Origin of the sequence: Paenibacillus sp. FSL W7-1279, assembly GCF_037969845.1 — a bacterium.
Taxonomy (GTDB): Bacteria; Bacillota; Bacilli; order Paenibacillales; family Paenibacillaceae; genus Paenibacillus_AQ.
Window position 1 is genome coordinate 3,538,857 of the sequence record NZ_CP150215.1, and the last position, 26,170, is coordinate 3,565,026.

Consider the following 26,170-nt stretch of genomic DNA (forward strand, 5'->3'; position numbering starts at 1 on the left):
CCCTTCTTAAAAGATCCGCATTTTCACAAGTTTAATGGATAATTGATTTGCGGCTATAAGCAAGGTAAAAGACACCACTGATTTAAGCAAACCAACTGCAGTCGCAAAACTATATTGCTGACCAAGCAGACCAACACGATAGACATAAGTATCAATAACATCCCCGGTTTCATAGACGATCGGATTATACAGAGCAAAAATCTGATCAAAACCGGCGTTAAGGATATTTCCTAAGTTTAAAGCTGAAATTAGCATGATCGTAGGTAAGATCCCTGGAAGTGTAATGTGGAGAAGTTGTTTGAATCGGCTGGCCCCATCCATCGACGAAGCTTCGTAAAGCCCCGGATCAATCCCCGTCAGAGCGGCCAGATAAACGATAGCCCCATACCCGAACCCTTTCCACACATCCGTGCCAATGATAATCTCTCTAAACCAATCGTTGCTGGCTAGGAAAAGAATAGGCTCTTTCCCGAATAATTGTACGACTTGATTGATGGGTCCGTTGTAGTCGAAAACATTAATGACGACGGCAGCTACAACTGCCCAGGATAGAAAATTAGGTAGATAAACGATGGTTTGCATCGTTTTTTTCGCCCATTTTAACCGGATCTCGTTTAATAATAAGGCGAACACGATAGGTACAATGGTTCCAAAGATGATTTTTCCAAGGGCGATCACCACCGTGTTTCTTAGGATCTTCATACTATCGGGAATCTCGAACATATATTTGAAATTCTCCATGCCCACCCAAGCTGACCTAAATATGCCTTTCGCCGGAATGTAATCCTGAAACGCCATCAAGATGCCAAACATCGGGACAAAGCTAAAGATGATCAAGAAGATTAAACCAGGCGCCATCATAAAATGATACCCAAGCTGTCCCACCGCTTTTTTCCCTTTTTTCATACGTTTCCATAACCTTCTTTCAAAGAAGTTTGAAGTGGGCACAAAACTCGACTTGTCCCCACTTCAACCCTATTTATTCTTGAATGGCCTCTGCGACTTCGTTCGTGATATCACTTCCTCCAGTTTTGTTCCAAGTGTCGACGAACGTATCGAAGTAGCTCAATGGCTCCTCCCCCATCACGATCTTAAGGAAGGCCTCGTCCTCCAATTTAACCAGGTTGGCCCATTTCAGCTTCATGCTCTTTGTTTGACCAAAGAATACAGGGTGGACGTCATTCACTTTGGTTTCTGCCATTAATTTAGCTCCTACCATTCTGGACATGTATCCGCTCCATTGATTGGCATCTGCTTTTGCGGGGTCTTTCATGTAACCTACGATTTTGTCGTACGATGTTCGGTCATCCAGCGTTAACGTTTCATATTCTTTCTTCCCGTCGACGGCCGCCTTCAAATCCTTGTACATCTGTGCAGTTGCATCGTTATAATTCACCATAATTCCCAACGGTTTGCCGCCATCGAATCCACCCTTAATAAAGTTGACTACCGGTTCATAGTTCAAATCTTCATGCACCAGTTTGTCATTCAATGCGCTGGCGATTTTCGGAAGCAGCTCCGGATGCTCAAACCCTTTTCTCACCACATAGAATTCAGCGGCTGGATTTTGAGTGTAAGCGGTTACTTCTCCGCTGCCATCTTTAGAAATAATATAGGGTCTCCAATCCGCGTCATTATTTTGGCGCTTGGCATCATTCAGAGGATAATCGGCCGACCACCAAGGACCGAAGAAAGCGCCTGCTTCACCGCTGATGATTAAGGATTCGATGCTTTCGCGGACAGCCATTTGCGGGTCGATCAGACCTTTTTTATACCAGTCGGCAAGCAGTCCTAAGCTCTGTTTGGTTTCCTCCGTAATGGATCCGTATATAACCTTTCCATCTTTCTCTAGCCATTGGCGAGGGAATGACTGATAGGTAGCGAAAATATTATCGGCCTGGAATAGAGAGCCGTATAGGCCACCGATGGATCTTGAGAGTGCTAAACCTACGGTTTTTCCTTTTCCGTTGCCGCCGGGATCCTTTTGCACAAACTCGGTCAGGATCTTCTCCATATCTTCAATCGTCTTAGGTTCGGGCAAACCCAGTTTATCCAGCCAATCCTTTCTCACCCATAACATCGTCGGGATATTGGCATTAGAAGTCGATGGCATAGCCATAAGCTTCCCATCAAACGTGGCTGCATCCAGTGCTCTTCCCCCATATGAAGCGTATTTTTCTTTCACGATATCCGAAGTGCTCGACTCATATACTTCTGTTAGGTCAGCGATCATTTCATTATCCACCAATTGGCGTAACGTTTCCGCGTCTACTGCCATGATGTCGGGTAAATCACCTGATGCCACTGCCATTGCCACTTTCTGATCGTAGTTGTCTCCGGATTGGGCCTCGAATTTATTTTTATTTTGAATGTTCAGCGTTTCTTTCAAATACTGCGTGTAGGCATTATCTTCGTAGCTTTGGCCTTCAGGCAGCTTGGGGATGCCTGGTGTAGCTTTTCCAACGGTATAGGTAACGGTTTCTGCATATTTACCAAATGGTGTTAATTCTTCGGCTGTCGCCGTTGATCCGTTTCCTTCTGAGCTTGGACTGCTCGTACAGCCCGTAAAAATGCTCACAGACAATAATAAAGCTGTTGCCGATAACAACATTTTTTTCATCTTTTTTACCCCCAACAAGAATTATTTATGATAAGGTTTTTATCATCACAATTTAACTGCAAATGCCTCATAAGGATTCAAAGTGAGATTGGTGAAATCAACGGATGCTCGATCATAGTTGCTTATGATAACATCACGGCTTTGACCCAATTCCTGCTTCGTTAAGGTTGTCTTTTCTTGACTGATATTCGCTACGACAGCCCATGTCTGATTTTGATAACGCCTTAGGTACATGAATACATTCGCAGGCGTATCGACCAATTCATAGTCCCCCCATACGAGAATAGGATTCTCTTTCCTTAGCCGGATCAATTGTTTATAGCAGTAGAAGATCGAATTCGGATCCGACAGATTGGCTTTCACATTTACTTCCCGGTGATTAGGATTGACGTGCAACCACGGTATGCCTGATGTGAAACCAGCCTGCTCAGAATCGTCCCATTGCATGGGGGTTCTCGAATTGTCTCGCCCCTTAGCATTAATAGACTCAAGAATTTCTTCTTTTTTGTAACCGTTTGCGATTCGTTCATGATACATGTTAATGCTTTCAATATCCTGAACCTCGTTAATATCCGTGACAGGATAATTAGTCATTCCGATTTCTTCCCCTTGATATATGTAAGGCGTCCCCTTCATAAGATGAAGCAGGATGGCAAACATCTTTGCGCTTTCGACCCGATACGTGGAATCATCTCCCCAACGGGAAACGATCCGAGGACAGTCATGATTATTCCAAAACAGGCTGTTCCAGCCTTCATTCCCTAAAGCAACCTGCCATTTGCTAAGAACGCGTTTTAACTCGCTGACATCCAGGGGTTTAAGATCCCACTTTTCCTTGCCATCTTGCTGATCTAGACCAATATGTTCGAATTGGAAGACCATGGATAGCTCATTGCGCTTGGGATCCGAGTATAGCTTGGCGATTTCAGGTGTAGCTCCCCATGTTTCCCCAACGGTTAAGACATCGTATTTACCAAAGGTTTCTCGGTTCATTTCCTGCAAATAATCGTGCAACTTAGGTCCATTGCCGGTGATTTCTTGATCGGGGATTTTTCCTACCAAATCTATAACGTCCATTCGAAAACCGCCGACGCCCTTTTCCAGCCAAAAATTCATCATATCCCATACTTCTTGTCTGACCCTTTTGTTCTCCCAATTAAGGTCCGGCTGTTTTTTACTGAAGAGATGCAGATAATATTGACCGCTCTCCGAATCATACTCCCATGCACTTCCGCTAAAAGTTGAACGAAGCGAGTTGGGTACGTCGTTGTTTACCGGATCTCTCCAAATATAGTAATCACGGTATGGATTATCTTTGCTCTTCCGTGATTCAACAAACCATTTATGTTCATCAGAGGTATGATTGACAACCAAATCCATGATGATTTTGATGCCGCGTTTTCCCGCTTGCTCAATCAACTCATCCATATCTTCCATTGTGCCAAATTCCGGCATAATGGCTTGATAGTCGCTGATATCATATCCGTTATCATCATTAGGAGACTGATATACAGGACTAAGCCATATAGCCGTAATACCCAATTCCTCCAAATAATCCAATCGATTGATAATACCTCTCAAATCTCCAATGCCATCGCCATTGCTATCCTGAAAACTGCGAGGATAGATCTGATATATGACTGCAGTTTGCCACCACTTTTGTTTCAAAGCTCCCACTCCTTGCTCTCTACATGTTGTTGTGTTAGTACTAAAACGTTTAAGTTCTCATTTTCTCGTAAATAATGTCTTAAACACCCATATTCAAGGAATTCTGTTCATCAGAAAATTCTGATGCCCTTAAAATTACGTAAACGTTTACGTTATGTTACAAAAAAATTTGTTGCTCACCTCCGTATCGGAATTACCTCCGGTATTATAGGATCAGTATGGTGCTCTATATACCGGATGGTAAACGTTTACTTGAATAGACAATTTTCAAGGCTAAGTTTTGGATTGTACGGTTCGCCTTTCCACAATAGAATGACTAACGATGCTGCTTGGCACCTCTCCGGACTCCTCAATAAGTGTTATTAGCTTTGCAACAGCAAGACGTCCCATCTCAGTCAATGGCTGATGAATCGTTGTCAAAGGCGGGAAAATAATCTTTGCTAAATTCAAATCATCATAACCAATGATAGAAAGTTCTTCTGGCACCTTGAGGCCTTTTTCAAAGGCCATTCCCATAGCTCCAATTGCCATTTCATCACTTGCTGCGAAAAGGGCGGTAAAAGGTGGCGCTTCTTCCAATAGTTTCGCCATAGCTGTTCTTCCGCTCTCCATATGAAAATTACCGTAAGCTATTTTAGCTTCATCAAAAGGGATCCCGTAATCTGCAAGAGCTTGTCGATATCCCTCAACGCGAGGAATCCCTGCCACAGTGTCCCAAGGAGTTCCAGCGATCATAGCAATATCTTTATGTCCTTTATCTATTAAGTAGGCAGTTGCTTGATATGATGCTTGCCTATCATCGACCTTCACATAAGGAATTGAGTATTTTGCAGAATGTGTGTTAACCAAAACCACAGGCATCTTCATATTTTTCAACTGATTGTAGTATTCATCTTTCAATAACTCACTCGTGAACACAACACCATCCACTTGTTTTTCACGAAGCACCTGCAAATATTTCATGGTTCTTTTTCCATCTTCTGCAGTATTGCATACGATAACACTGTAACCCTTTTCATTGGCAGCCTCCTCAATGCCGTAAAGGAGCTGGGACGTAAATCCACTGGACACATTGGGGAACAAAACTCCAAGGGTTTGTGTCCTCTTATTGATGAGTCCCCGCGCAATAGCGTTAGGGTGATATCCAAGTTCTTCAACAGCTTCAAGGACTTTAACCTTTGTTTTATCAGAATAACCATTTAAATTATGGAGTACTCTCGATACAGTTGCTACGGATACGTTTGCTGCTTTGGCTACATCCTTAATCGTTGGAGTAATAGTCTCACCCCCATTTCTGAAAATACGTAAACGTTTAACTGAAGTATAAGAAACCATGCTTTCGTTTGTCAATAATTTTTTATCCTGTTATACAGAAACTTGAAAATCATTGGGATAAACACTGATTTATTTTAGCAGAAATCATTTTATCCATAAGTCGATGCTTTTGGGCTGGTAACGGATCTCCATTTACGGGTTTCAGACCCCTTAATCCATTCCTAACCTTTAAAAAATGATGTAGAGGTTTCCCTTCCTTGTTGGCGCTCATTTTTTTTTGCTCTTGACGAAGGCTATGAGAAGGAGAAGAATAGGGAATATGATTTGAAAGGGTAGATGCGCATAGAGAGAGACAACATGTAACCCTTCATGAATATGTTCTGAATAATTGCTCGCAATAATCATCGATATCAATAAAATTACAATCCCATGAGGGTAGGTTAGCTTTGAGGGTTCTTTTATGTTAAACAATCTTGCGGTACCAATCACGGCTCCGTAAGTATACACAGTTACCTTAAAAAAACCACCGATGACAAGGACAATAATAAAAAGCACGTCCAGACGTTCTAAAAAATTGGCAATTTGGATGGACTGTATCGTAGTCAGCATAGGAAAGTGTGAACGGGAGGTGAGCTGTACACCCAGGACACTGATAGTCAAAGCCATGGATACCGCGAATACGATGCCGGTTACGCCAATCGCTAATACCCCGGTCTTTTTCACTTTCTTTGGTTGATTTAAGTACGGAAAAATCATAGTAAATATGACAATTTCACCAAATGGAACATACAACGTTTCCGTAAAAACGGTTTTCACCACATTAGTTGGGTCTTCAAGCACTGGTTGCAGATTCGAGATATCGATCAACCCAGAAAGTACAACGAGAAGTAATACAGAAATGAAAAGGAGAAACAGTAACACAACAAGAAGTTCCCCTGCCCTTGCAATGACCTCGATTCCTTTAAATACGGTATAAATGACCACAAGGATCAATATGGTACTAAGAACAAACAAAGGGGTTTCCGGATAGGCAAATGTCAGCATGGTCTCTCCAATGTCTCGCAGCACTCTCGAAGCGTTCATCATAAAATACAGGATGTAGAGGAAAGCCAGTAGTCGCCCAAAAAATTTCCCTATGAGTTTCTCCATATATTCTGTCGGCAAGATCTTGGGGTAATATTGATAAAGCGCATGGTAGACGAAAAACAGGACCATACTGACGATTGCTGCAATTAAATTGACCAACCAGGCATCATGCTTACCACCTATTCCAACAGGAAGCAAAAAGGAATTACTTAATTGAAATAAGATAATAAGGACAAATAGCTGGCTGGACCCAACTCTCGCCTTTTCCATTATATCCACCTCTTTTTTGAAGCATCATTTGTTTTGATTTCTTTCGCCTTTTTTTAGCACGGCACGAGTAAATAAGATCAATAGCAGCAGGATCAGGATTGCTATTTCAGGCGACTCCATCACAAATAAAGGATTAAAAGCTAATCTAAAGGAGTTAGATACACCAAAACCTTGAAGAAGATCGATACCAAATGAAAAGCCTGCTAAAAGGATAAACATGAACAGAGAAATGCCTAATACTTTCACTCACTTCCCTCCCTTCTATATTCTTTGCTTTTTTCGGTTTCGAAAAGATACGGATTGTTTCTCACTCCTGTACGGCGAATAAAGGCTTCGACATTCACTTCGATGTCTAATTTAGGGAAGGAAACATCGTGCCAATTTTGCTCTAGTGCCTTCCACACGTGAGGTTTAGATTGATAAAGCTTCTCTCCGAAGCCAAAAACATCGGTTTTGTTTACCTTTGCTTCTGAGATCGCCTCCTCAATCTCTTTCTTGATTCCTTGTTCAAGCGACTTCTCGATCTCTAATAGTACATGTGGGTTTTTCAAATCGACGGGTACGTTTACAGAGCGAAGATCGCCTTCTGTACGGATGCCTACCGAAATCATCGGCTGACCATCTTTCATATGCGCAGATACATCCGCCTTCTGACGTATCACTTGAAAGGCGATGGCGTCTTTTCGATTCCCCCAATCAATGCTCACCGTAGTTTGTTTGATTCGGTCTAATATCCACATTGCCCCCCTTGCCTTTGTTCCATCAAGCCAGTTTACAAGCTTCCCTTCTTTAAAGAGCGCGATGCCGTTCGCTTCAGGGACTGCGGAGTGCCCCGTTGATTTAAGACTATCTATGCTGGAACCCTTTTTTGCATTTCCGACTATTGTAAATCCACCTACTAGGGGTTCTTTCCCCGTCGAAACAAGAGACTTAACCAGCTCTTGAAGATTGGTGGTTATGCTTGATCCATAGTGCTTTTCCGTAGACTCTAACGTTTTGATTACTTTTTCAGCCGGGACCTGATCGATACTCGTTAATACTTTGACTAAATCCCCCGCATGTGTATTACGTGCGATCACCACTCTAGCCGTTGTCCGAAACTCCAGGCCGCGTTCCAACGAATCTAAAATAACGGATAAACCCTCATCTCTGGCAAGCTCCTCGCTGATGACCAAAAGATTGGTATGTGCATAATAGAGCCTTCGTGAAATCTTGGCTGAAGCCTGACTAGACAATTCATCCGGATTGGTTCCGGTCGTTGAATAGGTGGTGACGGTCGGATTTTGTCCGGATGCCCCCCTTGGAGGGCTCCGGGAACATTCCCTGGGTTGATGATTTGAAATGTTCCAACATACTGGCCTTCTTCATCTTTATCAAAAGCAAAAGCTGAGACGATGGCCAGATCAGTTAACTCTGCCCTGCTCCAGCATCCCGCAATCAGTGTGAGACAGGCAACCATAAAATAGGCAAAGACCCATTTACGACTCATTGGTATCCCCTTCTTTTGTATCATCCCACACCATTCCACGTGCTCTCGGAGGTTGAGGGTTCTGGCCTTTTCCCTGGCGAACTCGATTTCCAGGCATGAGGAAATCCGGTCTTTTTTTGAGTGACCACAATGGTGCACGGACAATAGTATCGTGCACGTTAGTCTGTGCGAATGGCATAAGAGGTGACATATATGGAACTCCAAATGAACGTAAACTGACGAGATGGACAATCAGCATAATGAATCCAAGGATAATGCCGTAAAAACCAACGATAGCGGCGCTTAGCATAAACCCGAAACGAAATAACCGCGCGGATATCGCCATGTCATAGGAAGGGGTTGCTAAACTACAAATGGCCGTGATCGCAACAACTATCACCATTGCCGGCGAGACTAGACCAGCCTGAATCGTCGCCTGACCAATCACAAGAGCCCCCACAATAGATATGGTCGAGCTGATCTTCTCAGGCATTCTTAGACCAGCTTCACGCAAAATTTCAAAAGTGATTTCCATGATCAAGGCTTCGACAATCGCTGGAAAAGGCACCGATTCCCTCTGCGAGGCAATAATGATCAATAGACCTGTTGGAATCATTTCTTGATGAAAGGTCGTAACCGCTACGTAAAAAGAAGGACCCATCATGGAGATCAAAAACATGAATACCCGCAACATCCGTACCGCTGTACCGATTGGAAATCGCATATAGTAATCTTCAGGTGTTTGAAAAAACTGAATCATTACTGCGGGGGCGAGCAGCACTTGAGGCGTACCATTTACAAAAACAGCTACTCTCCCTTCAAGTAGATTACTTGCAACAGCATCCGGCCTCTCTGTATAGGAAATCGTTGGAAACATACTCCTGCTCTCATCTTCAATCAGTTGTTCAATATAACCTGAATCAAGAATGCTATCGATGTTCACTCGTCTCAAACGTTGACGAACTTCTTCAATCGTATTGGTATTTGAGACACCATTTATGTACATGATCGAAACATCTGTGTGCGTCTGTTTTCCTAGTTTCATGGGCTCCACCCATAAACCTGGATTATTAATGATTCGGCGCACGAGCGCAATATTTGTGCTGATCGATTCCGTGAAGCCCTCTTTAGAACCGCGAATAGATACTTCCGAGTTCGTCTGTTCAACTGAGCGCCGTTCCCCTCCTTTGGTGCTGCCAATCAATGCTTCACTTTTTCCGCCTACGAGGATAACGGTTTCACCGGACATCAAAGATTGGAACAATGCATCCCAGTTATTCACGGTTTTCACATTACCAAGCATAACCACTTTTTCAGAAAGAAACGTGAATGCGTCTTTTTCAAGAAGCTTATCCTGAAAATCATTCTCCATCGACTTCAATATAAATTCATTAATGGTCGGATTGTCTACAAGCCCGTCCACGTAGATAACGGCGATGCTCACTTTCGGATCATAACCTAACGTCAAAGTGCGGCTAATGATGTCAGGGCTGTTTCCTGTTTTTTGCTTTATGACATTCAGATTGTCCTCGAGCGACGTACCAATGGCATATTGTACGTCGTTTTCAGAGTCCAGGCTTTGTTCCTTACGTTTCTTCTTCTCTCGACCTATACGATAGAACATAGACGGGAAAACCTCGCTTGTGTTTATTTCCCATAATTTGTTCAAGAACCAAACGTTCTATGCGTTGCTTTTGTAATGATGCATCTCCCCGCCATTGCTGGCGAATGGTTGAAGCTAATCCTCCAACAGACTGACCAAGATCAAAGGTGGCTATTCTAGCGTTTAGCGACTCACCGATCAGACAGTGTACGATGCTTGGCAGCTTTCATAGTTGGGTTGGACAATTTAGAGCTTGAACAGAAACTGGCAGCCAAGCAACTTGAAAGTATTTTCCATATCGCCGCCTCTGACATGGTTGACAAGCTGCGTCTCTCGGTCGGATAGTAATAATGATGCTTAATGTCCCGCACATGCCCGAAGTGAATGATGGAATTTCTTCCGCTGAACATGCGGTAATCCAGGGCGGCCATGGCTTCCAGATAAGCGCTGCCGATCGTTCCGTTTCCTGTGTGTACGCCGCTGACGGCAATCGTCACGGAAATATGGAATCGAATCGTTCCTCCAGTACCCGGGGCAATCGCTCTGCAATCGCATGAAGGAAGAGCTCGGCCTCCGCCTCCTCAACCGGATGGAAATTAACCAGGATCGCTACCCGGTCGCGTTCCATATCGACGGCGAATCCCTAATGACCCGAATTTGCGATATCCGTGCCGATATTTGAGATAATAAACTGAGTTTGCGTCCAACCTTGCTCCGATGTCTCCGGCGACACCCATGTAATATCTACGGCTTGAACAATGATTACGGCAAACTTCTCGGACGCGAAGCGGATGCCCATGGTCGCAAAGGACAGCCCTCCTTGATCCCCCATGATCTGGATCGATGTACCCCCCGAATCAGCCTTGACAGAAAATCAGCGCGGATGACGGGCGTCTGCCTGAACAGTCGCTCCCTTGCGACAAGCGATACGACAAACACCGTCAGCGCCATTCTCTTCAGTTGTGCTACTCGTTCCATGACACTGTCCATCGGCATGACGGACACATATTGCCAGCCGGCCTCCTTGGATTCCGTAAAGGTTACCATGCTGTCCGTGCCATTTAATGCTGTCTTGAACAATCCCGATGGACCGGCTAGTCTTTCCGCCACCTGCATGGACAGCACCGAGTCCGAGGAGCTTGCGATCAAGCCCCTGCATAAAAGGTTCCAAAAGCAGTACTCCTACAGACTCGTCTACACCGTAAGAACTTCTAACGATAAAACAAAAAAGCCGCTAAATTAGCGACTTTCAATTGGACATGTTCTTGTCCCTCGACAAAAAGTAAATTAATCTAAGCAAGGATCCTGTCATCATGCAGAATCAGCATTCCTGATTATTTATTCCAGAACTTACCAACAGCCTTGCGCTTGAATTCGATGTCATATGTCTTTCGTATTTCGCCCATGAAAGTAGACTTTAATGCGCTTTTTACACACTGTCTACTTAAAGGGGATAATATCATTTTAGCGACTTTCTATGGGACCATGTTCTTGTCCCTCGACACTTGTATTGGCCTCTAAGTGAGCTCCCCTCGGACGAGGGGTAAAAAATGCTGATAGCGAGAAGCAGATTTTGTTCCAAAACTCGCATGATCCTCCCGATCATCTTATCACTCCATTCGTGAATGCTATATAAATATTCCACGGCAGCTGATCAATCTGACCAAGCTGCCTTCTCATCTTTATTCAACTAACGTTTCCCGTTAGAATTCCTGTAATACGAATATTTTGGAGATTGAACAAAAACGAGCGCCTCGGTACGATGGGGTTACACACGAGGTCATTGCCTCAAAAAGCCCATCCAGGAGGTCGCTCTACTATGAAGTTTAAAGCACAAGATAAGCAAAATCAACTCATTGAAAACATTACCGCTCATCATCTGGTCGTCGGAGTAGACATTGCTCAAGATACTCATGTTGCCCGGGCCGTCAGCTTTCGCGGGATTGCTTTAGGTGCACCGCTGGAATTCGGTAACCATCTTGAGGGTTTCAAGCTATTTGGACGCTGGATCCAGGATCTACTCCAAACCTACAAGCTTAACAAAGTCATTATAGGCATGGAACCTACAGGTCATTACTGGCTGAATCTTGCGCGCTGGCTCTCTTCTCAGCGCATTGAAGCCGTTCTCGTTAATCCCCATCTCGTTAAAAAGAATAAGGAGAACCGTGACAACTCGCCATCTAAAAGTGACCGCAAAGATGCTCTTGTCATTGCAGACATGGTCAAAAACGGGTACTACTCCCCTGTTCGTTTTCATCCAGAAGCCTACGAAGAACTGCGAATTCTCATGGCTAACCGAGACACGGTTACAAAACGGCTCAACAGTGCTGTTAACCAAATTCATCGATGGGTTGATATCGTGTTCCCTGAGCTGCGCCAGGTCTTTAAAACCCTTACCTGTACCAGCTCTATTGCTACGCTCAGACTCTTTCCCTTACCGGAGGAAATTAGTAGATTAACCACAGAAGAGGTTCTTACCGGTTGGAAACAATATGTAAAGCGTCATGCTGGAGTTAAACGAGCGGAACAGCTCATTGAACTAGCAAAATGCAGCATTGGCGCCACGCAGGCACTCCAAGCCTACAAGCTTCATCTGAGTCAACTACTAGAGGAATATGACTTGGCTCAGCGCCAACTTGAACAAATTGAGCATGAACTTCATCTCATCTTGAGGCGTATCCCCTATGCACAGAAACTGCTCGATATTCAGGGTTTGAATGCAACGAGCTTGGCTGGCATTCTAGGAGAAGCTGGAGATCTGAGCGGCTATGTACATGGAAATGCTTTATTACGACATGCCGGCCTCAATTTAACTGAAGCCAGTTCCGGAAAGTGGCGTGGTAAAATGGCGCTTAGCAAACGCGGCCGCCCTCGTCTCCGACGTTTTCTCTATCTCATGACGATGTGCATGGTCATGACCAATCCGGATATTAGAGCCCTGCACCACCATAATGTCGATGTGAAAAAACTCAAGAAAATGAAATCTATAATGAAATTGTGCGGTAAAGTCGCCCGTATGCTTGTTGGTCTGGCCAAAAGCAGTGAAGCTTACGACTCGACTAAAGTGTTTCCGCAAGCAGCTTAAGCAGTTTTTCTCACCAGCTCATGCATTCGCAGGATGACAAGAAGCACGAGGTATCGGGAGATATTAAACAAAAGGGCTCGGACCCGTTCCGTTAGAAAGACCGACCTCCACCCCTTAGTTAGATGTGACGAAGGAATGAAAGGGCTAAGACCCGTTGAGACATGGGAGTGAGAATCACTAGGGCAAAGTGGAGACGTGCATGATATGGAACAAAGTGGGTATTGGACACAACACCCTTGTTCCCGCATGCCCTTTCTACTGTCCCCAGCCACCGACTCCCCTGGATTCTCTTCTTTCATGTTTAGCTCAGGGTGAAATCCTGCGAATTCATGAGTTTGAGTGAGGAAATTGAATCACTTCGAGGGAGCTTAACAAGACAGCTGATCGCTTAGTCGTAAAAGATTAAAACAAAAATTAACGTGAATAATCTGTCCTGATGGTACTATTTCCCACCTCAAATGTACTTTTCATAAGTCTCATCTGTGCAGGATTGCCTAATGGGCTAGCGATTTGCATTGGCAATATTTACTCATTAAACTGTGTTCTCATCTTTGTTAAAGTGGATAAGCATTATGAAGACAAAGACGGGAGTTTTAATAGACATGAGCGTTCTCACCAAATCTATCATTGGTCTGCTTTGCGTGACGACATTAGCGGGCACCTATTTCAGTTATACGGAGCATCAGAATAATCGGCAATGGGAGCAGCAACAACAGCACAATACGCAATACTGGTCACATATGCAATTGATCTACCTGCGTGATTTCGACTATGCGCTTGCGGAGTCCCTTGCGGCATCTACGATTTCAGATCGGCAAGCAGCACTTCAATCTGCGATTGAAAATGCCAATTTTATCTTGCAATCTGTAAGGATCGGATCCGTTACAATGAACTTTCAATCTTGGTCATATGAGTCGTTTATCACAGAGGGCAGCCGCTACTTGGCCTATCCTGCCAGCGAGAAGGAAATCTCGCTTAACCCGGATCAATTAGAACAAATTCAGCGTTTGAGAACGTTCGCGAGGACCGCCCTACCTTATCTCGATCAGATGAGAAAGAAAGCTGTTGATTCCTCTATATCGGATATAAAACAGATATCAACTGAAATGGAAGAGGCTTTGTCTCAACTCGACTCGGTCTCCACCTATGGAAATAAAGCCTTTAACGAGTTCCTGTACAACCAGAATCCATACATACCTCCGAAGCCAGGAACCGTTTTCGCCGGTGAAACCACTTATACGGCTACGGAGCTTGCGGCCAAAGCGAAAATTTTCATGGGCGAGGCTTGGAATAAAGGAGCAGGTAAGCAAATTGTCCACATCTCAGGCGGGAGCAGCCCCCAATTCGGAGAAGTCTTGGATTTCAAGTTATCGGACACCGATGGAAAATCAACCAACTCCTATATTGCAACACTAAGTAAAAGCGGACACGTGCTCCAAGTGAGACGCAAGAGCTCGATCTCTGAGAAAGGAGATGTAGAGCAAACTATCGACTTAAAGCAGGTTGTCGCGGTTACGGACACCTGGATGGCTCGCTGGTCTGACGAACGTCTGACATTAGTAGCGAAAGAGATAAACGATACCTCCATTTATCTCACGTATATTCCGGTCCGGGAGCAAGTTTCCATTCCGCAAATGAAAGTCGTATGGCGATTTGATCGCCGTACCGGTACGTTGAAGAGCTTTGATGCGTCTAATTATTATTCCCATTACAATAAAACCTTCCCCGTTCACCCGAGGCTGACAGCGGAGCAAGCCTCCGCGAAGCTTGGCCCAAAAGTAACCCCCTCGGGCAAGCCAAAGCTGGAAATCCACAACAGCCAGCTCGTATACGCATTTCCCGTCACTGGGATCGAAGGCGTTTCTCACGTATACGTAAACGCCCGCACAGGTGCTGGCGAAGGCATTAATTACAACCTGTAACCACAACAAATTTAGGCAGCCCCACGAACATCCTCACTGCGGGCTGCCTAGATTTTGCGTGCCAACGTTGGGTCACCACTTCCTTTTTAGTTTTTTACGTTTCTCCGTGACTAAAATTAAACTAACCTGCCCGTTAGTTGAACAAAAAGCAGCTGATCATGGCCAGCTGCTTTTCTATATTTATTTAACTATCGTTTCCCGTTAGTTGAGTGGCTTTACAACCATGTTTGAAAAGGCTTCAGTTTTTCTTGAGTTAGGAACTAGGGTTGCTCCTAACGTTTCGTTAGCGTGGAGTTTTACATGTTCTTGTTTCTCGACAGCTCAAGTTTTCGGCTTAACTGTTATGCCCAACTTCTTAAAAAATGGTTGTATCTGCTGGAACATATAGCAAACAGATTTATTGATAATAGACAATCCAGCAAATATTAAATCATATCCAACTGTTTTGAAAAAGCGAGAGCAGGAACTAATCGCCATTACTAATTCTAAACCTCGGAAAAGCAATAGAAGATAATATTACCGGATCTTCTGTGATGGCCAGCAATCGAGTTATATCGAACCTGACCGACGAGGTAAAATACGGGATGCAGTTTTCACTTACTACAATTCTTCAGAATAAAAAGCTTTAGATACGGATTCCGTAGCTTTATCAATAAAAGCTGCAATTTTATTGGGGCTTTCCTTCAGACCACTACTCACCCACTTTTTAATAATAGCTATACTGCCATGAGCGGTGAACGTATACCAGGACTCAAATAATTGTGGATCAAAATCTTTTAATTCCTGCTTCCATCGCTCAATAGTTAAATCGTGACTGATATAAAGGATTCGTTCCAGTAATTCTTTATCGCCATGCTCTGAGAACAGAACCTCACATATCGTTTGATTCGCTTTTATATACTTACATAACTCATAAGATAGCTTTTGAGGGTTTGAAGAACTCATCCCAACTTGCTTAATGTCTTCGTAAAGATCATTTCCAATCGTTGAAAGAAGCTCAAACTGATTCGCATAGTGTGTATAAAAGGTGTTGCGATTAATCCCTGCTTCTCTGCAAATGTCGGTCACTGTCACTTTATTGATAGACCGTTCTGTCAAAAGCTTCAGCAGGCTTTCTTTTACAACCATCTTTGTATATCTCACTCTGTGATCTGTTTTTTTGTCTGCCATAATATCCTCCAATTAGATATAGCGAACAAATCTACTGTGGTTTGTATGATAACTAACATATCTCAATCGAACAGTCTGTTGTTTAAGTAACACAGTGAAATTATAATTTATTTGAACGTTCAATTCAATTTCAACTTAAATGGAGGTAAAATGTGGGTGATATAACTGTGGTGCCTGTATGGATAATTCAAGATATTATAGTCTTAATTGCTGCTGTTCTAATGGTTTTCTATATCCTTGATAAGGAAACACATCCCAAAACGGTTCTACTGCAATTTATAGGTTTTGTGTTTTTTTACGCAGCTGTTTTTGAAATTACTGCTTCATCGCTTGGGGAAGGTTTTTACGCCTATGGGCGGAGTATTTTAATGTTATTTAATATACCGATTACTGTCCCTATTATTGAGTTTCTGATCATTTATTCCACTTTGCGTGTTCTAAAATCTGTAACTATACCGTCCTGGACTAAACCCTTTATTACGGGATTAAGCGCTATGGTGTTTGACTTTTCATTGGACCCGGTGGCCGTTAAACAGATATTTCAGACTACGGATGGACTCATGGCAAGATGGACTTATTATCCGCTAGCCGGTGAACCTCAAATCTATGGGGAACCCGTGATGAATTTTACAGGATGGATTTATATAGCGGGATATTGGACAGTCTTTATACTAATTGGTGAATGGTGGCACAAAAAGAAAGGCTACAGTCAATCAATTGGTTATATCTATCCGTTTCTGGCGGCAATTGCGTCATTGGCTTGCATGTTCTCACCTTTATCTAACTTCTTTAATTATATGGGGCCGTTCTTCGCCAGAACCTCTAATATGCAATGGGTGATGTTGATTGCACTTTCTGTAATTACAGCAGGAGTTTTAGCATTAGCTTTTATAAAGTTCTGGGACCGGAAGGCTATTTATTCAATCACTCCCAAAAAAGATTTTCCTATCATGTTTACTTTCTTGGGGTTCCCCCTGGTGAATACTATATTTTGCCTTATAGGAGGTTACACAGAAGTATTGTGGCTGGTCGTTCTGGCTCAGATCTTATTAATGTTAGCCTGGATCGGAATTAATATTATGGGTAAAAAAGCAAGACCAATCACGAAATAACCATAAGCCTAAGCATGGAGGCAAAGACGCACTTTCATTAATATTCTTGTTAGGCATTTTTATTTTGGCGCTTCTTGCTTACATTGAAAAAATAGACCGCCCTCCATAAGGTAACGGTCCCGTTTGCTAAATTATTTGGAAACATATTTAGATGCTTATCTAATCGGTCTGTTCTTGTCCCCCGACATTTTCTTATGAGCGAATTGTGATGTGATCCCCGTTACTTCATCGAATTACTTAGAAGTCTGTTTTAATATTTTCATACATTAAATTTAGCCCTTCAAACTTCCTAGTGGGAGTCGAAGGGCCAAAAAGTTTGCTCTCTAGTTATCTAGGAGCTGTATAGAACTTTTAATTGATTCTTGGCGAGTTGCCTTTCCATAGTGAGCATATTAAACGATGATGAAGGTTCGTCTGACACTTCATGTCCATTGACACAAATTCCCCCTCATGATAAATACAATTTCATCTCCCCTACATATTTCTTTACACGTTTAAGGTCAATCCCAGCCCCGATTTAGGGAAAATGGAGCTTTTCATTAAGTAACATTGTGACCACTCGTCCGGTTGAACCTCGATTGAAAGGGAAGGATCGAGCTCACCAGTAACTTTACATATTCGCTCTGCGCACACATAAAATGGTTGCAATCAAGCTCCTCAATAATGACCCCATCCCTCAGAAAGGCTAAGCGATTACATAAATAGGCTACGGCTTGCAGATCATGCGCTATGAATAAATATGTTAATTGAAACTCCCTCTGGAGCTCCTTTAAGAGAGATAAAATTTGAGATTGCACAGAAACGTCGAGCGAGCTAATGGCTTCATCCAAAACAAGATAGCGCGGCCGTGTGGTCAAGGCACGCGCTATGCATACGCGTTGCAACTGTCCACCGCTTAGCTCATGCGGATACTTCTTTAGATAGTCAAGGGGCAGCTCTACCCGCTCCATCAGCTCTGCAATGATCGCTTCATGGTCGGCATGAACGTTTTTGCCGCTCCGTAGCATATAGAGCGGTTCCTCAATAATTTGCCGCAGGGTCCAGTTCGGGTTGACAGAGGTACGATAATCCTGGAACACGACACTGAATTTTCCTTTGTTTTGCTTAATCCACTTTTTATGAGGGACACCATCTATCCGAATGGTCCCGCCGTCACTGGTTTCTAATCCAAGTAGAATCCGGGATAACGTGCTTTTGCCGCTGCCGCTCTCCCCTACAATGCCCAGACAATCTCCATCGTTGAGATTGAAGCTGACATCGGTCAGTACATGCTTTTGGGTGTGTTTTCGCAGCCCACGGTCAGCCTTATAGCTTTTCTGGAGATTCTCCACCGTAATCATACTCTTGGATCCCCCCCGCTATACAATGTGTTCATAAAGCTATCTGAAAGCTGCAGGCGCGTGCTAACTAAATATTGGGTGTAGGCGTGTTTAGGCTCATTAAAAACATCAGTGACCGAGCCCTGTTCCAACACTTCTCCTTCTTTCATGACGATAACGCTGTCGGCCAACCGCTGCACAACTCCCAGGTCGTGGGAGATGAGGATCAGTGTGGTACCCGTCATTTCCTTTAAGGACTGAAATTGATTGACGACTTCCAATTGATTAATGGAGTCTAGAGCTGTTGTAGGCTCATCCGCAATAATAATGTCCGGCTTCAGCACAAGAGCAATCGCAATCATACAGCGTTGAAGCATCCCACCGGACAGCTCATGAGGATAACTCTTATAAACGGCAAGCGAATCCGGGAAATTCAATTTTTTCAAGCTTTCCAAACTCAATCGCTCAGCTTCTCTTCTGGATACCCCCAATACCTGCATAAAAGTTTGTTTCATCTGGAAGCCCATTTTCTCAATAGGATTGAAAGCCGTCATTGCATCCTGAAGAATCATATTGATTTTTTGACCCCGAATGGACCTCCGTTGTTTTTCGTTGTCCTTCAAAATGTTGCGGCCCTCGAAAATAATCTCTCCTTCAGATTGGATCCAGCGGGGATTTACACCTAAAATTTCCCGAACAGTCATCGTCTTTCCACTGCCGCTCTCCCCCACAATACCAAGGCAAGAATTTTTTTGCACCGAGAAGGAAGCATCTTTTACAATTCTTCTTTGGGTCTTGAGATCAACAATATTAAGATGCTTAACGGTCAGTATGGTCACTTACCATCTTCCTCCCTTCACCCAAGCGGAATAGCTTGCGTTGTTGCTTCGGGCTTGCCATGTAGGATTTCGAGTTCATGGCCTGCTGCAGACTGTCACCGAGAAAATTTAGCGCGACGATGACAAGCAGAATGGTAATACCGGCAGGGATCATCTGCCAGGGATGGGTGAACAACACATTCTTCGCTTCATTCAGCATCATTCCCCATTCAGGAGCAGGAGGTTGCACGCCCAATCCAAGAAAGGAAAGAGACGAAATACTTAGAATCACCCAGCCCATCTCTAGGGTCGAATGTGTGGTTACTTCACCGGAGATCCCGGGAACAATATGCTTTCTCATAATATAGATTGGAGAAGCCTGATGGACTTGAGCGAACTTTACATAGTTTTTTGATCGATACTGCTGAACGCTGCTATAGATCATCCGTGTATACCAGGCCCACTTGGACAAAATATTCGCAATCACGATATTCATAATCCCGGGTCCCAATATGCCGATAATAGCCAGAATCATCACCTCTGACGGGAAGGACAGCATAGCGTCGCAGAAACGCAAAATGACTTCCCGGACTCTTCCGTTCGAATAGCCGGCTAGAATTCCAAATGCGACCCCGGAAAAAATCGTCACACTCATAGCCAGTAGAGCATAAAAGAACGTGGTGCGTATGCCGAATAAAATCCGTGAATATAAGCATCTTCCCAGATGATCAGTCCCGAGCGGGTACTCTGCGCTTGGCATGGCAAGCTTCATATCCACCTGAAGTAAGGTCGGATCATGCGGAGCAATTAGAGGGGCAAAGATCCCTGCAAGGGAGACCACGCCCAAAAATATCAAGCAAGTGATACCCAGCTTATCCTGTTGAAGACGCTTGAAAAAACTCATTTGGCTTCCCTCCGCAAACGTGGATCTATCATCACGACCACAATATCTACCAATAAATTGCAAACGATAAATAAGACGGCCATCATCAGAATATAAGCCTGGATCACAGGATAATCCGAGTTGAAAATAGCCTTGACGCATAAACGACCTATGCCGGGCCAGGCAAATATATTTTCAACAACAACAGTCCCAGCAATCAGACGCGGAATAGACATGCCGAACGCGGTAAGAGCCGATTGGATCGAATTGGAAAACACTTTCCACATTACAGTGCTCTGTTTGAGTCCGCGCAGCTTGGCATAAAGAATGAAATTTTCTTGCGTATTTTGAATCATATTATTGCGTATCAGTCTGACATAGGTGGATAAAAAGGTTAGTGACAAGGTGACGGCCGGCAAGATAATGGATGAAGGACCATTCTTCCCGCTTGTCGGAAGCCACCCCAGATAAACCGAAAAAGACCACATGAGCAGCAAGCCGATCCAGAAGCTTGGCATCGCTGACAGCAAAAAGATGAAGCCCCGCAAAAAACGATCCTGCCATCTATTCTCGAAGATGCTGCAGATTATCCCGATGGAAACGCTGAAAAGGACAATAATTATAAGTGTAGCCCCCGCTAATTCAAGCGTTGGAGGAATCGCTTGACGCATCTCTTCCAATACAGGCTTTTTATTGACGTAGCTGGTACCCAAATTCCCTTGAAAGCTGTCCATAATCCAGTTTTTATATCGGATAAGAAAAGGATCGTCAAGTCCGAGCTCTTCGCGCATGCTCTGGACCACTTCCTCGGTCGGGGTAATCTGATTTACACGCAGAGCAATCTCTGCCGGATCACTAGTTCTTAAATTAATTAGAATGAACGCCATGAAGGTAACCAGCAGCAGGAGCGGAACGGTACCTGCTATGCGTTTTATTACATACTGTCTCATAAAGGACTCACTCTCTGCTTACTCAAAATACATGAGCTCAAACGGGATTTCATATTGCGATACATTGAAGGAAACGCCCTTAAGCTGTTCGGCATGAATCGCTTTGACAACTGAATAAGTCAACGGCAGATACACAGCCTCTTCATTCACATAGCTGAATATTTGCTCATATTTCTCCGCCCGCGCAGTTTCGTCCTGCTCAACGAGAACATCACTGATCGTTTGGTCCAGCCATTTCTTCTTTTCCAGACCGGCCTGAGCCTGATAATCACCATGCGAAGGCACACGCCAGGTTGACACATAGGTTTGTGGATCATAAGGCAAGCCCCAGGATAAAGAGTATTGCAAATCGAAATCACCGGATTTTTGACGGTCGAAATAGGCTTGCTTTTCTTCACCCAACAGTTCAAGCTCAACGCCAATCGCTTTGAGATCATTTTGCATCGATTCCCCAATCGTTTTCTCCTGCGCATTATCAGAATTATAGGACAGCATCAGGTTAAGCCTTTTCCCATCCTTATAACGGTAGCCATCGTCTGATTTTGCCCACCCTGCTTGATCCAGCAAAGCTTCGGCCTTCTGGGTGTCGTAGGAACGAACCTTAAGCTCAATGTTGGCGTACGGAGTGGATTTAGACATCAGGACATCCGCAATTTGCTCCGTGTCGTTGAGAATGCCGGTCGCGATCGTTTGTTTGTTAATGGCATATTGCAATGCCTCGCGAACCAGTTTGTCAGAAGTTGCTTCTCGCTTGCTGTTCAGCAATATCGAGCGCGAACCGGATGGTGGACTGATCTTCGTTACATACTTGCCCTCGTCTTGCAGGGAGGAGAAGGCATTAGCATCTAGCATGTCGCCGTCCGCGCCAAATATGAGATCAATCTCGCCGTTCTGCAGAGCAAGTAGAATCGTCTGGTGATCCGGCATGACCTTCCAACGAACATGCTGAATCTTCGGTTTATCTCCCCAATAGTTCTCATTGACACTAAACAACGCGTATTGATTGTCTTTATGCTCGGCCAATATATAGGGTCCCGTGCCTGCATAACCATTGACGCCATTCGCTGTTGTTCCGTCGATGAAACATTTAGGGGAGATCATTCGGAAAGGACGCGTAAGCCCCAACTCCTCCAACGTCGGATAATATGGTGTTTTTAGTGTCAAGGAAAACGTATATTCATCGACAACTTTAGTTGAATCAATAACCTGCACCAGATTCAGCCAGGCATTCTTCTCATAGTTGGCTACGACGACATCAATATTTTTCTTGACGGCCTCCGCATTGAACGGTTCACCATCGCTGAATTTGATGTTTTTTCTTAAATGGAACGTATAGGTCAAACCATCCTCCGAGATCTCCCATTTCTCAGCAAGCTTGGGTTTAACGCCCTCCGGTGTATTCATGACCAGAGATTCAAAAACCATATTTTGTGCAGCGAGTTCGCCACCTGTCAGATGCGGATTAATATCGCGAATATCTTTGGTGCTTGCAAAGACTAGTTCGTTCTTGTCCACTGCTGCAGGGTTGCTCTTGGTAGCCTGGCTGCAGCCTGTTAATACAATCAGTAACGTAAACATAGCAAGTAAAAGTTTCTTTTTCATGAATCCTCCTGAATATAATTGTAGTAGATGTAATTAAGATGAGTATATCGACCGCTGTACTCTCCCGGTGTACATGGAGGTACAAACCGTACGCATCAAATGAAAGATAACGAAAGACAGCCATATGCCGTGACTACCCCATGACAACCCTGCTATCCAGTTAACGGGAATGTAGATGAGCAGCGATATAAAGATGCCGTTGCGAATGGCCCAAGCCTGTGTTACCCCTGAAAATATGCCTTCCAGTTGCAACCCCCAAACACCGGCTATACTGTATAGCGCGATCCAAAACATATGTTCCCGCACGGCCAACCGTACCTGTAGGTCGCCCGTAAACCATGACACAAAGTCTAACGGATCAACGATGAGCACAAGCCCCATTAACACGGCAAAGAGCGCTCCCCAGACTGCTGATAATTTCAACGCATTCCGATAACCATTAATATTTCCTTCACCTGCGGCCTGTCCAGCAACAATGCTGGAGGCATTAGCCAAGCCACTGAACACATAGGCTAGCAAATAATGGAGCTGCAGCAATATGGCGTTGGCTGCCAATACGGTTTCATCCATTCGAGCCGCTTGAACCATAAACAAGCTGGTCATCACCAATAAGCAAATCGTACGTAGGAAAAGGTCGCGATTCACGATCACCATTTTTTTAATATGGCAAAGATCAAACAGTTCTCTGATCTGGAGATGAACTAGTGCGATTTGCTTGCTGTATCGAATGATCACGAAACCAATTGCTACGCTGATTATTTCTGACACCAAGGTGGCAACTGCAATACCCGCAACTCCCCAGTCCAACTGCAAGGCTAACCATATTCCAAGGAGCATATTTAGCACATTTGCGAACAATTGAGAAACCAAGGTCAATTTAACCTTCGACACCCCAATCAGCCAACCCGTAATGGTATAATTCAGAAGCGCGAAGGGAGCTCCCCAGATCCGTATGTCAAAATAGATTCCAGCTTGCTGGAGCACTGCATCGCTGCCCCCAACGAGGTGCATGGCAGCCAGCAAAATGGGCTTTTGTGCCGCGATGAACACCACGCCTAACAAAATCGCGATCAGCAGAGGTCTGATGAAGGCATATGCAAGCTGCTTGTCGTGCTTGGCTCCAGCCGCTTGAGCCGTAAACCCGGTGGTGCTTACTCTTAAAAAACCGAATAGCCAATACAGGTTGTTAAATATTAATGTTCCCACAGCTACTCCACCAATATAGGACGGATCCCCCAAACGACCTGCAACGGCTGTATCAACCGCTCCCAGCAAGGGGACGGACAGACCGGTTATAATGAGAGGAATGGAGAGCTTAAGGTACTGCCTGTGTGTCATTTTAGCTCCTTTATATGTAATTATTACGAAATTAAACACTGATGAATATCTATAGCCTTTACGCAAACCGTACAACCAGAAACTATACATATTTATCGTAATTGTTACGATTAGGATTATAATTTAGCTTTCTTTGAAATGTCAATGGAATAAAATAACTAAAATGGCCCACTCCGATCGATAGTATTACCTTTTTCCCGTGACGAGCGGAAATGAACAGTGTATCCCCTTTTATTCGTACATTTTCAGTAAAAAAAGACAGCGTGATAATTCACTTCACGCTGTCACATATAGGCAGCCCTTTACGACTACTTTTTATAACCTAATCGTTTCTTGAACTTATCGACGCGACCGCCGATCTCAGTATTTTTCTGTTTGCCTGTGAAGAAAGGGTGCGACGCGGAGCTCGAATCTACGCGGATCACAGGATAGGTATGACCGTCTTCCCATTCCATAGTTTCTGAAGAAGTCTTTGTGGAGGCGCTAAGAAATGTATAGCCTACGCTCGCGTCCAGAAATATGACTTTCTGAAAGTTGGGATGTATCCCTTTTTGCATCTGATGTCCTCTTCTTTCCGAGTCATTTGACTCTTTGTTATTGCTTATTCGTAAAAATTACGAAATACATCATAAATGAATAATAAAGTATTCATTTATATCTGTCAACTTTCAGGCTCGATGGTGTTCCAATACCCCCATCTCACTTAACTAGCGCAAATTACGATATGCCGTATCAAAAACTTGCATCCATTTCACACAACATAAAACGGCGCTTACCACAAAAATTATTTATTACACTATAAATCGAGAGAAACCCAAATGGAACGAAAGATGTTGTCAATTGACTGCCATTCATGATTTAATGATAATTATTACGTATTAGGTGAAATACATATATGAAAATCGGTACATTATTCACACTTCTCCAGCAGCTGTCTATAAATAGGAGGAACTGTTTTGCGTAAGTGGTTTTCAAAGTCCGGACTCAATCTGGTATTTATCGTAATCGTTCTAAGTATCATCTATGTTGCATTATTTCCAGACGTCATCTCAAACTTAAGTTTTCCAGTCCCCGATATGGACAAAATCCAGACATTTAAAACGATGCTGATCAGCATCGTATTGGAGGCATTGCCATATATCCTGATCGGTGTATTTGTTTCGTCACTCATGCAGCTGTTCCTGTCAGAGCAATGGATCGCTCGGTTCTGCCCGAAAAATCCGGTCCTCGGCATTATATTCGCCTGTACACTCGGTATTCTCTTCCCGGTCTGTGAATGCGGCATGATCCCTATTGTGCGTAGACTCATGGTGATGGGGATGCCGCTTTATATCGGGATTGTTTTTATACTGGTTGGACCGATCGTTAACCCTGTTGTTTATGCCTCAACGTACCAAGCCTTTCGTTTACAGCCAGAGATCGTCTATTCCCGAATGGGCCTGGCTTTGGTCGTTGGTTTGATCATCGGGCTTGTCGTCTATAAATTTGTATCGGGCAATCCATTGAAAAATGCTCAAACCGCCAGTCTCTCCAATGCAAATGAGGCTTCACACGGACAGTCCCAGAACAAATTCCTCTCCATGATGGATCATGCCGCTCACGAGTTTTTTGACATGGGGAAATATCTGATTATCGGCTCCATTATAACGGCAGCTATTCAGTCATTTATCCCCAGAGAACTTCTCATTCAACTTGGACAAGGTGAGTTAAGCTCCCATCTGTTCATGATGGTATTTGCCTTTATATTGTCGATTTGCTCTACTTCGGATGCTTTTGTAGCTTCTTCATTCCTGCAGACATTCTCCGCATCCTCTATCATCAGCTTCCTTGTTTTTGGGCCTATGGTAGATTTCAAGAGTACATTGATGCTGCTGTCTGTCTTCAACAAACGCTTTGTCATATTTCTGATCGTTCTTACAAGCGTTACCGTATTTATTCTCTCGATTGCGCTTGGACAAATGATGTTCTGAAGGAGAAGTGT

The 26,170-nt window shown here is 43.9% G+C and carries 23 protein-coding genes; 4 read left to right on the plus strand and 19 right to left on the minus strand.

Features of this window, described 5'->3' with window-relative positions:
- Positions 1-6: 6 nt before the first annotated feature.
- The 11 genes from MKY82_RS15685 to MKY82_RS15735 all read right to left on the minus strand — a co-directional run bounded on the left by MKY82_RS15685 (position 7) and on the right by MKY82_RS15735 (position 11,139).
- The gene (locus MKY82_RS15685) at positions 7-906 is read right to left on the minus strand and encodes an ABC transporter permease subunit (RefSeq protein ID WP_220685312.1); all 900 of its coding nucleotides are present in this window, start codon (positions 904-906) and stop codon (positions 7-9) included.
- Between the two features lie 73 nt (positions 907-979).
- The gene (locus MKY82_RS15690; protein ID WP_339296538.1) at positions 980-2,620 is read right to left on the minus strand and encodes an ABC transporter substrate-binding protein; all 1,641 of its coding nucleotides are present in this window, start codon (positions 2,618-2,620) and stop codon (positions 980-982) included.
- A 45-nt stretch (positions 2,621-2,665) separates the two neighbouring features.
- On the minus strand, positions 2,666-4,288 hold the full coding sequence (locus MKY82_RS15695; RefSeq protein WP_339296539.1) for an alpha-glucosidase: 1,623 nt from the start codon (positions 4,286-4,288) through the stop codon (positions 2,666-2,668).
- Positions 4,289-4,561: 273 nt separating this feature from the next.
- Complete coding sequence (locus tag MKY82_RS15700) at positions 4,562-5,638, minus strand: LacI family DNA-binding transcriptional regulator (RefSeq protein WP_339296540.1); 1,077 nt, start codon at positions 5,636-5,638, stop codon at positions 4,562-4,564.
- 192 nt (positions 5,639-5,830) lie between these two features.
- Entirely contained in the window at positions 5,831-6,919 is a 1,089-nt protein-coding gene (locus MKY82_RS15705) for a GerAB/ArcD/ProY family transporter (RefSeq protein WP_339296541.1), read from the minus strand.
- A 24-nt stretch (positions 6,920-6,943) separates the two neighbouring features.
- Positions 6,944-7,165 (minus strand): hypothetical protein, encoded by a 222-nt coding sequence (locus MKY82_RS15710; RefSeq protein ID WP_220685308.1) that lies wholly within the window; start codon positions 7,163-7,165, stop codon positions 6,944-6,946.
- Positions 7,162-8,154, minus strand: a complete 993-nt coding sequence (locus MKY82_RS15715) for a Ger(x)C family spore germination protein (protein ID WP_339296542.1) — start codon at positions 8,152-8,154, stop codon at positions 7,162-7,164. The genes MKY82_RS15710 and MKY82_RS15715 overlap by 4 nt, the downstream gene beginning before the upstream one ends.
- A 243-nt stretch (positions 8,155-8,397) precedes the next feature.
- Entirely contained in the window at positions 8,398-10,056 is a 1,659-nt protein-coding gene (locus MKY82_RS15720; protein ID WP_308116301.1) for a spore germination protein, read from the minus strand.
- Positions 10,057-10,181: 125 nt separating this feature from the next.
- Complete coding sequence (locus MKY82_RS15725; protein WP_339296543.1) at positions 10,182-10,487, minus strand: hypothetical protein; 306 nt, start codon at positions 10,485-10,487, stop codon at positions 10,182-10,184.
- Positions 10,484-10,618, minus strand: a complete 135-nt coding sequence (locus MKY82_RS15730) for a hypothetical protein (protein WP_339296544.1) — start codon at positions 10,616-10,618, stop codon at positions 10,484-10,486. Before MKY82_RS15730 ends, MKY82_RS15725 begins: the two co-directional genes overlap by 4 nt.
- Before the next feature lie 134 nt (positions 10,619-10,752).
- A complete protein-coding gene (locus MKY82_RS15735; RefSeq protein WP_339296545.1) occupies positions 10,753-11,139 on the minus strand; it encodes a hypothetical protein in 387 nt (128 codons plus the stop codon).
- Between the two features lie 670 nt (positions 11,140-11,809).
- On the opposite strand from MKY82_RS15735, the gene MKY82_RS15740 reads away from it, so the two are divergent.
- Positions 11,810-13,075 (plus strand): IS110 family transposase, encoded by a 1,266-nt coding sequence (locus MKY82_RS15740; RefSeq protein ID WP_063477462.1) that lies wholly within the window; start codon positions 11,810-11,812, stop codon positions 13,073-13,075.
- A 602-nt stretch (positions 13,076-13,677) separates the two neighbouring features.
- Positions 13,678-14,997 carry a hypothetical protein gene (locus tag MKY82_RS15745; RefSeq protein WP_339296546.1) on the plus strand — a complete coding sequence of 440 codons (1,320 nt, stop codon included), beginning with the start codon at positions 13,678-13,680 and terminating at the stop codon, positions 14,995-14,997.
- Between the two features lie 600 nt (positions 14,998-15,597).
- On the opposite strand, the gene MKY82_RS15750 is transcribed toward MKY82_RS15745, so the two are convergent.
- Positions 15,598-16,167: a TetR/AcrR family transcriptional regulator gene (locus MKY82_RS15750; protein WP_339296547.1), complete on the minus strand. Its 570-nt coding sequence runs from the start codon at positions 16,165-16,167 to the stop codon at positions 15,598-15,600.
- A 152-nt stretch (positions 16,168-16,319) separates the two neighbouring features.
- Between MKY82_RS15750 and MKY82_RS15755 the strand changes: the two genes are divergently transcribed.
- Positions 16,320-17,279: a carotenoid biosynthesis protein gene (locus MKY82_RS15755; protein ID WP_194542634.1), complete on the plus strand. Its 960-nt coding sequence runs from the start codon at positions 16,320-16,322 to the stop codon at positions 17,277-17,279.
- 539 nt (positions 17,280-17,818) lie between these two features.
- Here the strand turns inward: MKY82_RS15755 and MKY82_RS15760 are convergent.
- The 7 genes from MKY82_RS15760 to MKY82_RS15790 form a co-directional block, all read right to left on the minus strand.
- A complete protein-coding gene (locus MKY82_RS15760) occupies positions 17,819-18,619 on the minus strand; it encodes a dipeptide/oligopeptide/nickel ABC transporter ATP-binding protein (RefSeq protein ID WP_339296548.1) in 801 nt (266 codons plus the stop codon).
- Positions 18,616-19,437, minus strand: a complete 822-nt coding sequence (locus MKY82_RS15765) for an ABC transporter ATP-binding protein (protein WP_339296549.1) — start codon at positions 19,435-19,437, stop codon at positions 18,616-18,618. The genes MKY82_RS15760 and MKY82_RS15765 overlap by 4 nt, the downstream gene beginning before the upstream one ends.
- Positions 19,418-20,320 carry a nickel/cobalt ABC transporter permease gene (gene opp1C, locus MKY82_RS15770; RefSeq protein WP_339296550.1) on the minus strand — a complete coding sequence of 301 codons (903 nt, stop codon included), beginning with the start codon at positions 20,318-20,320 and terminating at the stop codon, positions 19,418-19,420. Before opp1C ends, MKY82_RS15765 begins: the two co-directional genes overlap by 20 nt.
- Positions 20,317-21,249, minus strand: coding sequence for a nickel/cobalt ABC transporter permease (opp1B, locus tag MKY82_RS15775; protein ID WP_220685296.1), 933 nt, complete (start codon positions 21,247-21,249; stop codon positions 20,317-20,319). The genes opp1C and opp1B overlap by 4 nt, the downstream gene beginning before the upstream one ends.
- A gap of 18 nt (positions 21,250-21,267) precedes the next feature.
- On the minus strand, positions 21,268-22,851 hold the full coding sequence (gene nikA / locus MKY82_RS15780; protein ID WP_339224043.1) for a nickel ABC transporter substrate-binding protein: 1,584 nt from the start codon (positions 22,849-22,851) through the stop codon (positions 21,268-21,270).
- Positions 22,852-22,884: 33 nt separating this feature from the next.
- Entirely contained in the window at positions 22,885-24,189 is a 1,305-nt protein-coding gene (locus MKY82_RS15785) for an MATE family efflux transporter (protein WP_339296551.1), read from the minus strand.
- Between the two features lie 308 nt (positions 24,190-24,497).
- Positions 24,498-24,746 carry a type B 50S ribosomal protein L31 gene (locus tag MKY82_RS15790; protein WP_113060141.1) on the minus strand — a complete coding sequence of 83 codons (249 nt, stop codon included), beginning with the start codon at positions 24,744-24,746 and terminating at the stop codon, positions 24,498-24,500.
- Between the two features lie 399 nt (positions 24,747-25,145).
- On the opposite strand from MKY82_RS15790, the gene MKY82_RS15795 reads away from it, so the two are divergent.
- Positions 25,146-26,159, plus strand: a complete 1,014-nt coding sequence (locus MKY82_RS15795) for a permease (protein ID WP_339296552.1) — start codon at positions 25,146-25,148, stop codon at positions 26,157-26,159.
- Positions 26,160-26,170 lie beyond the last annotated feature (11 nt).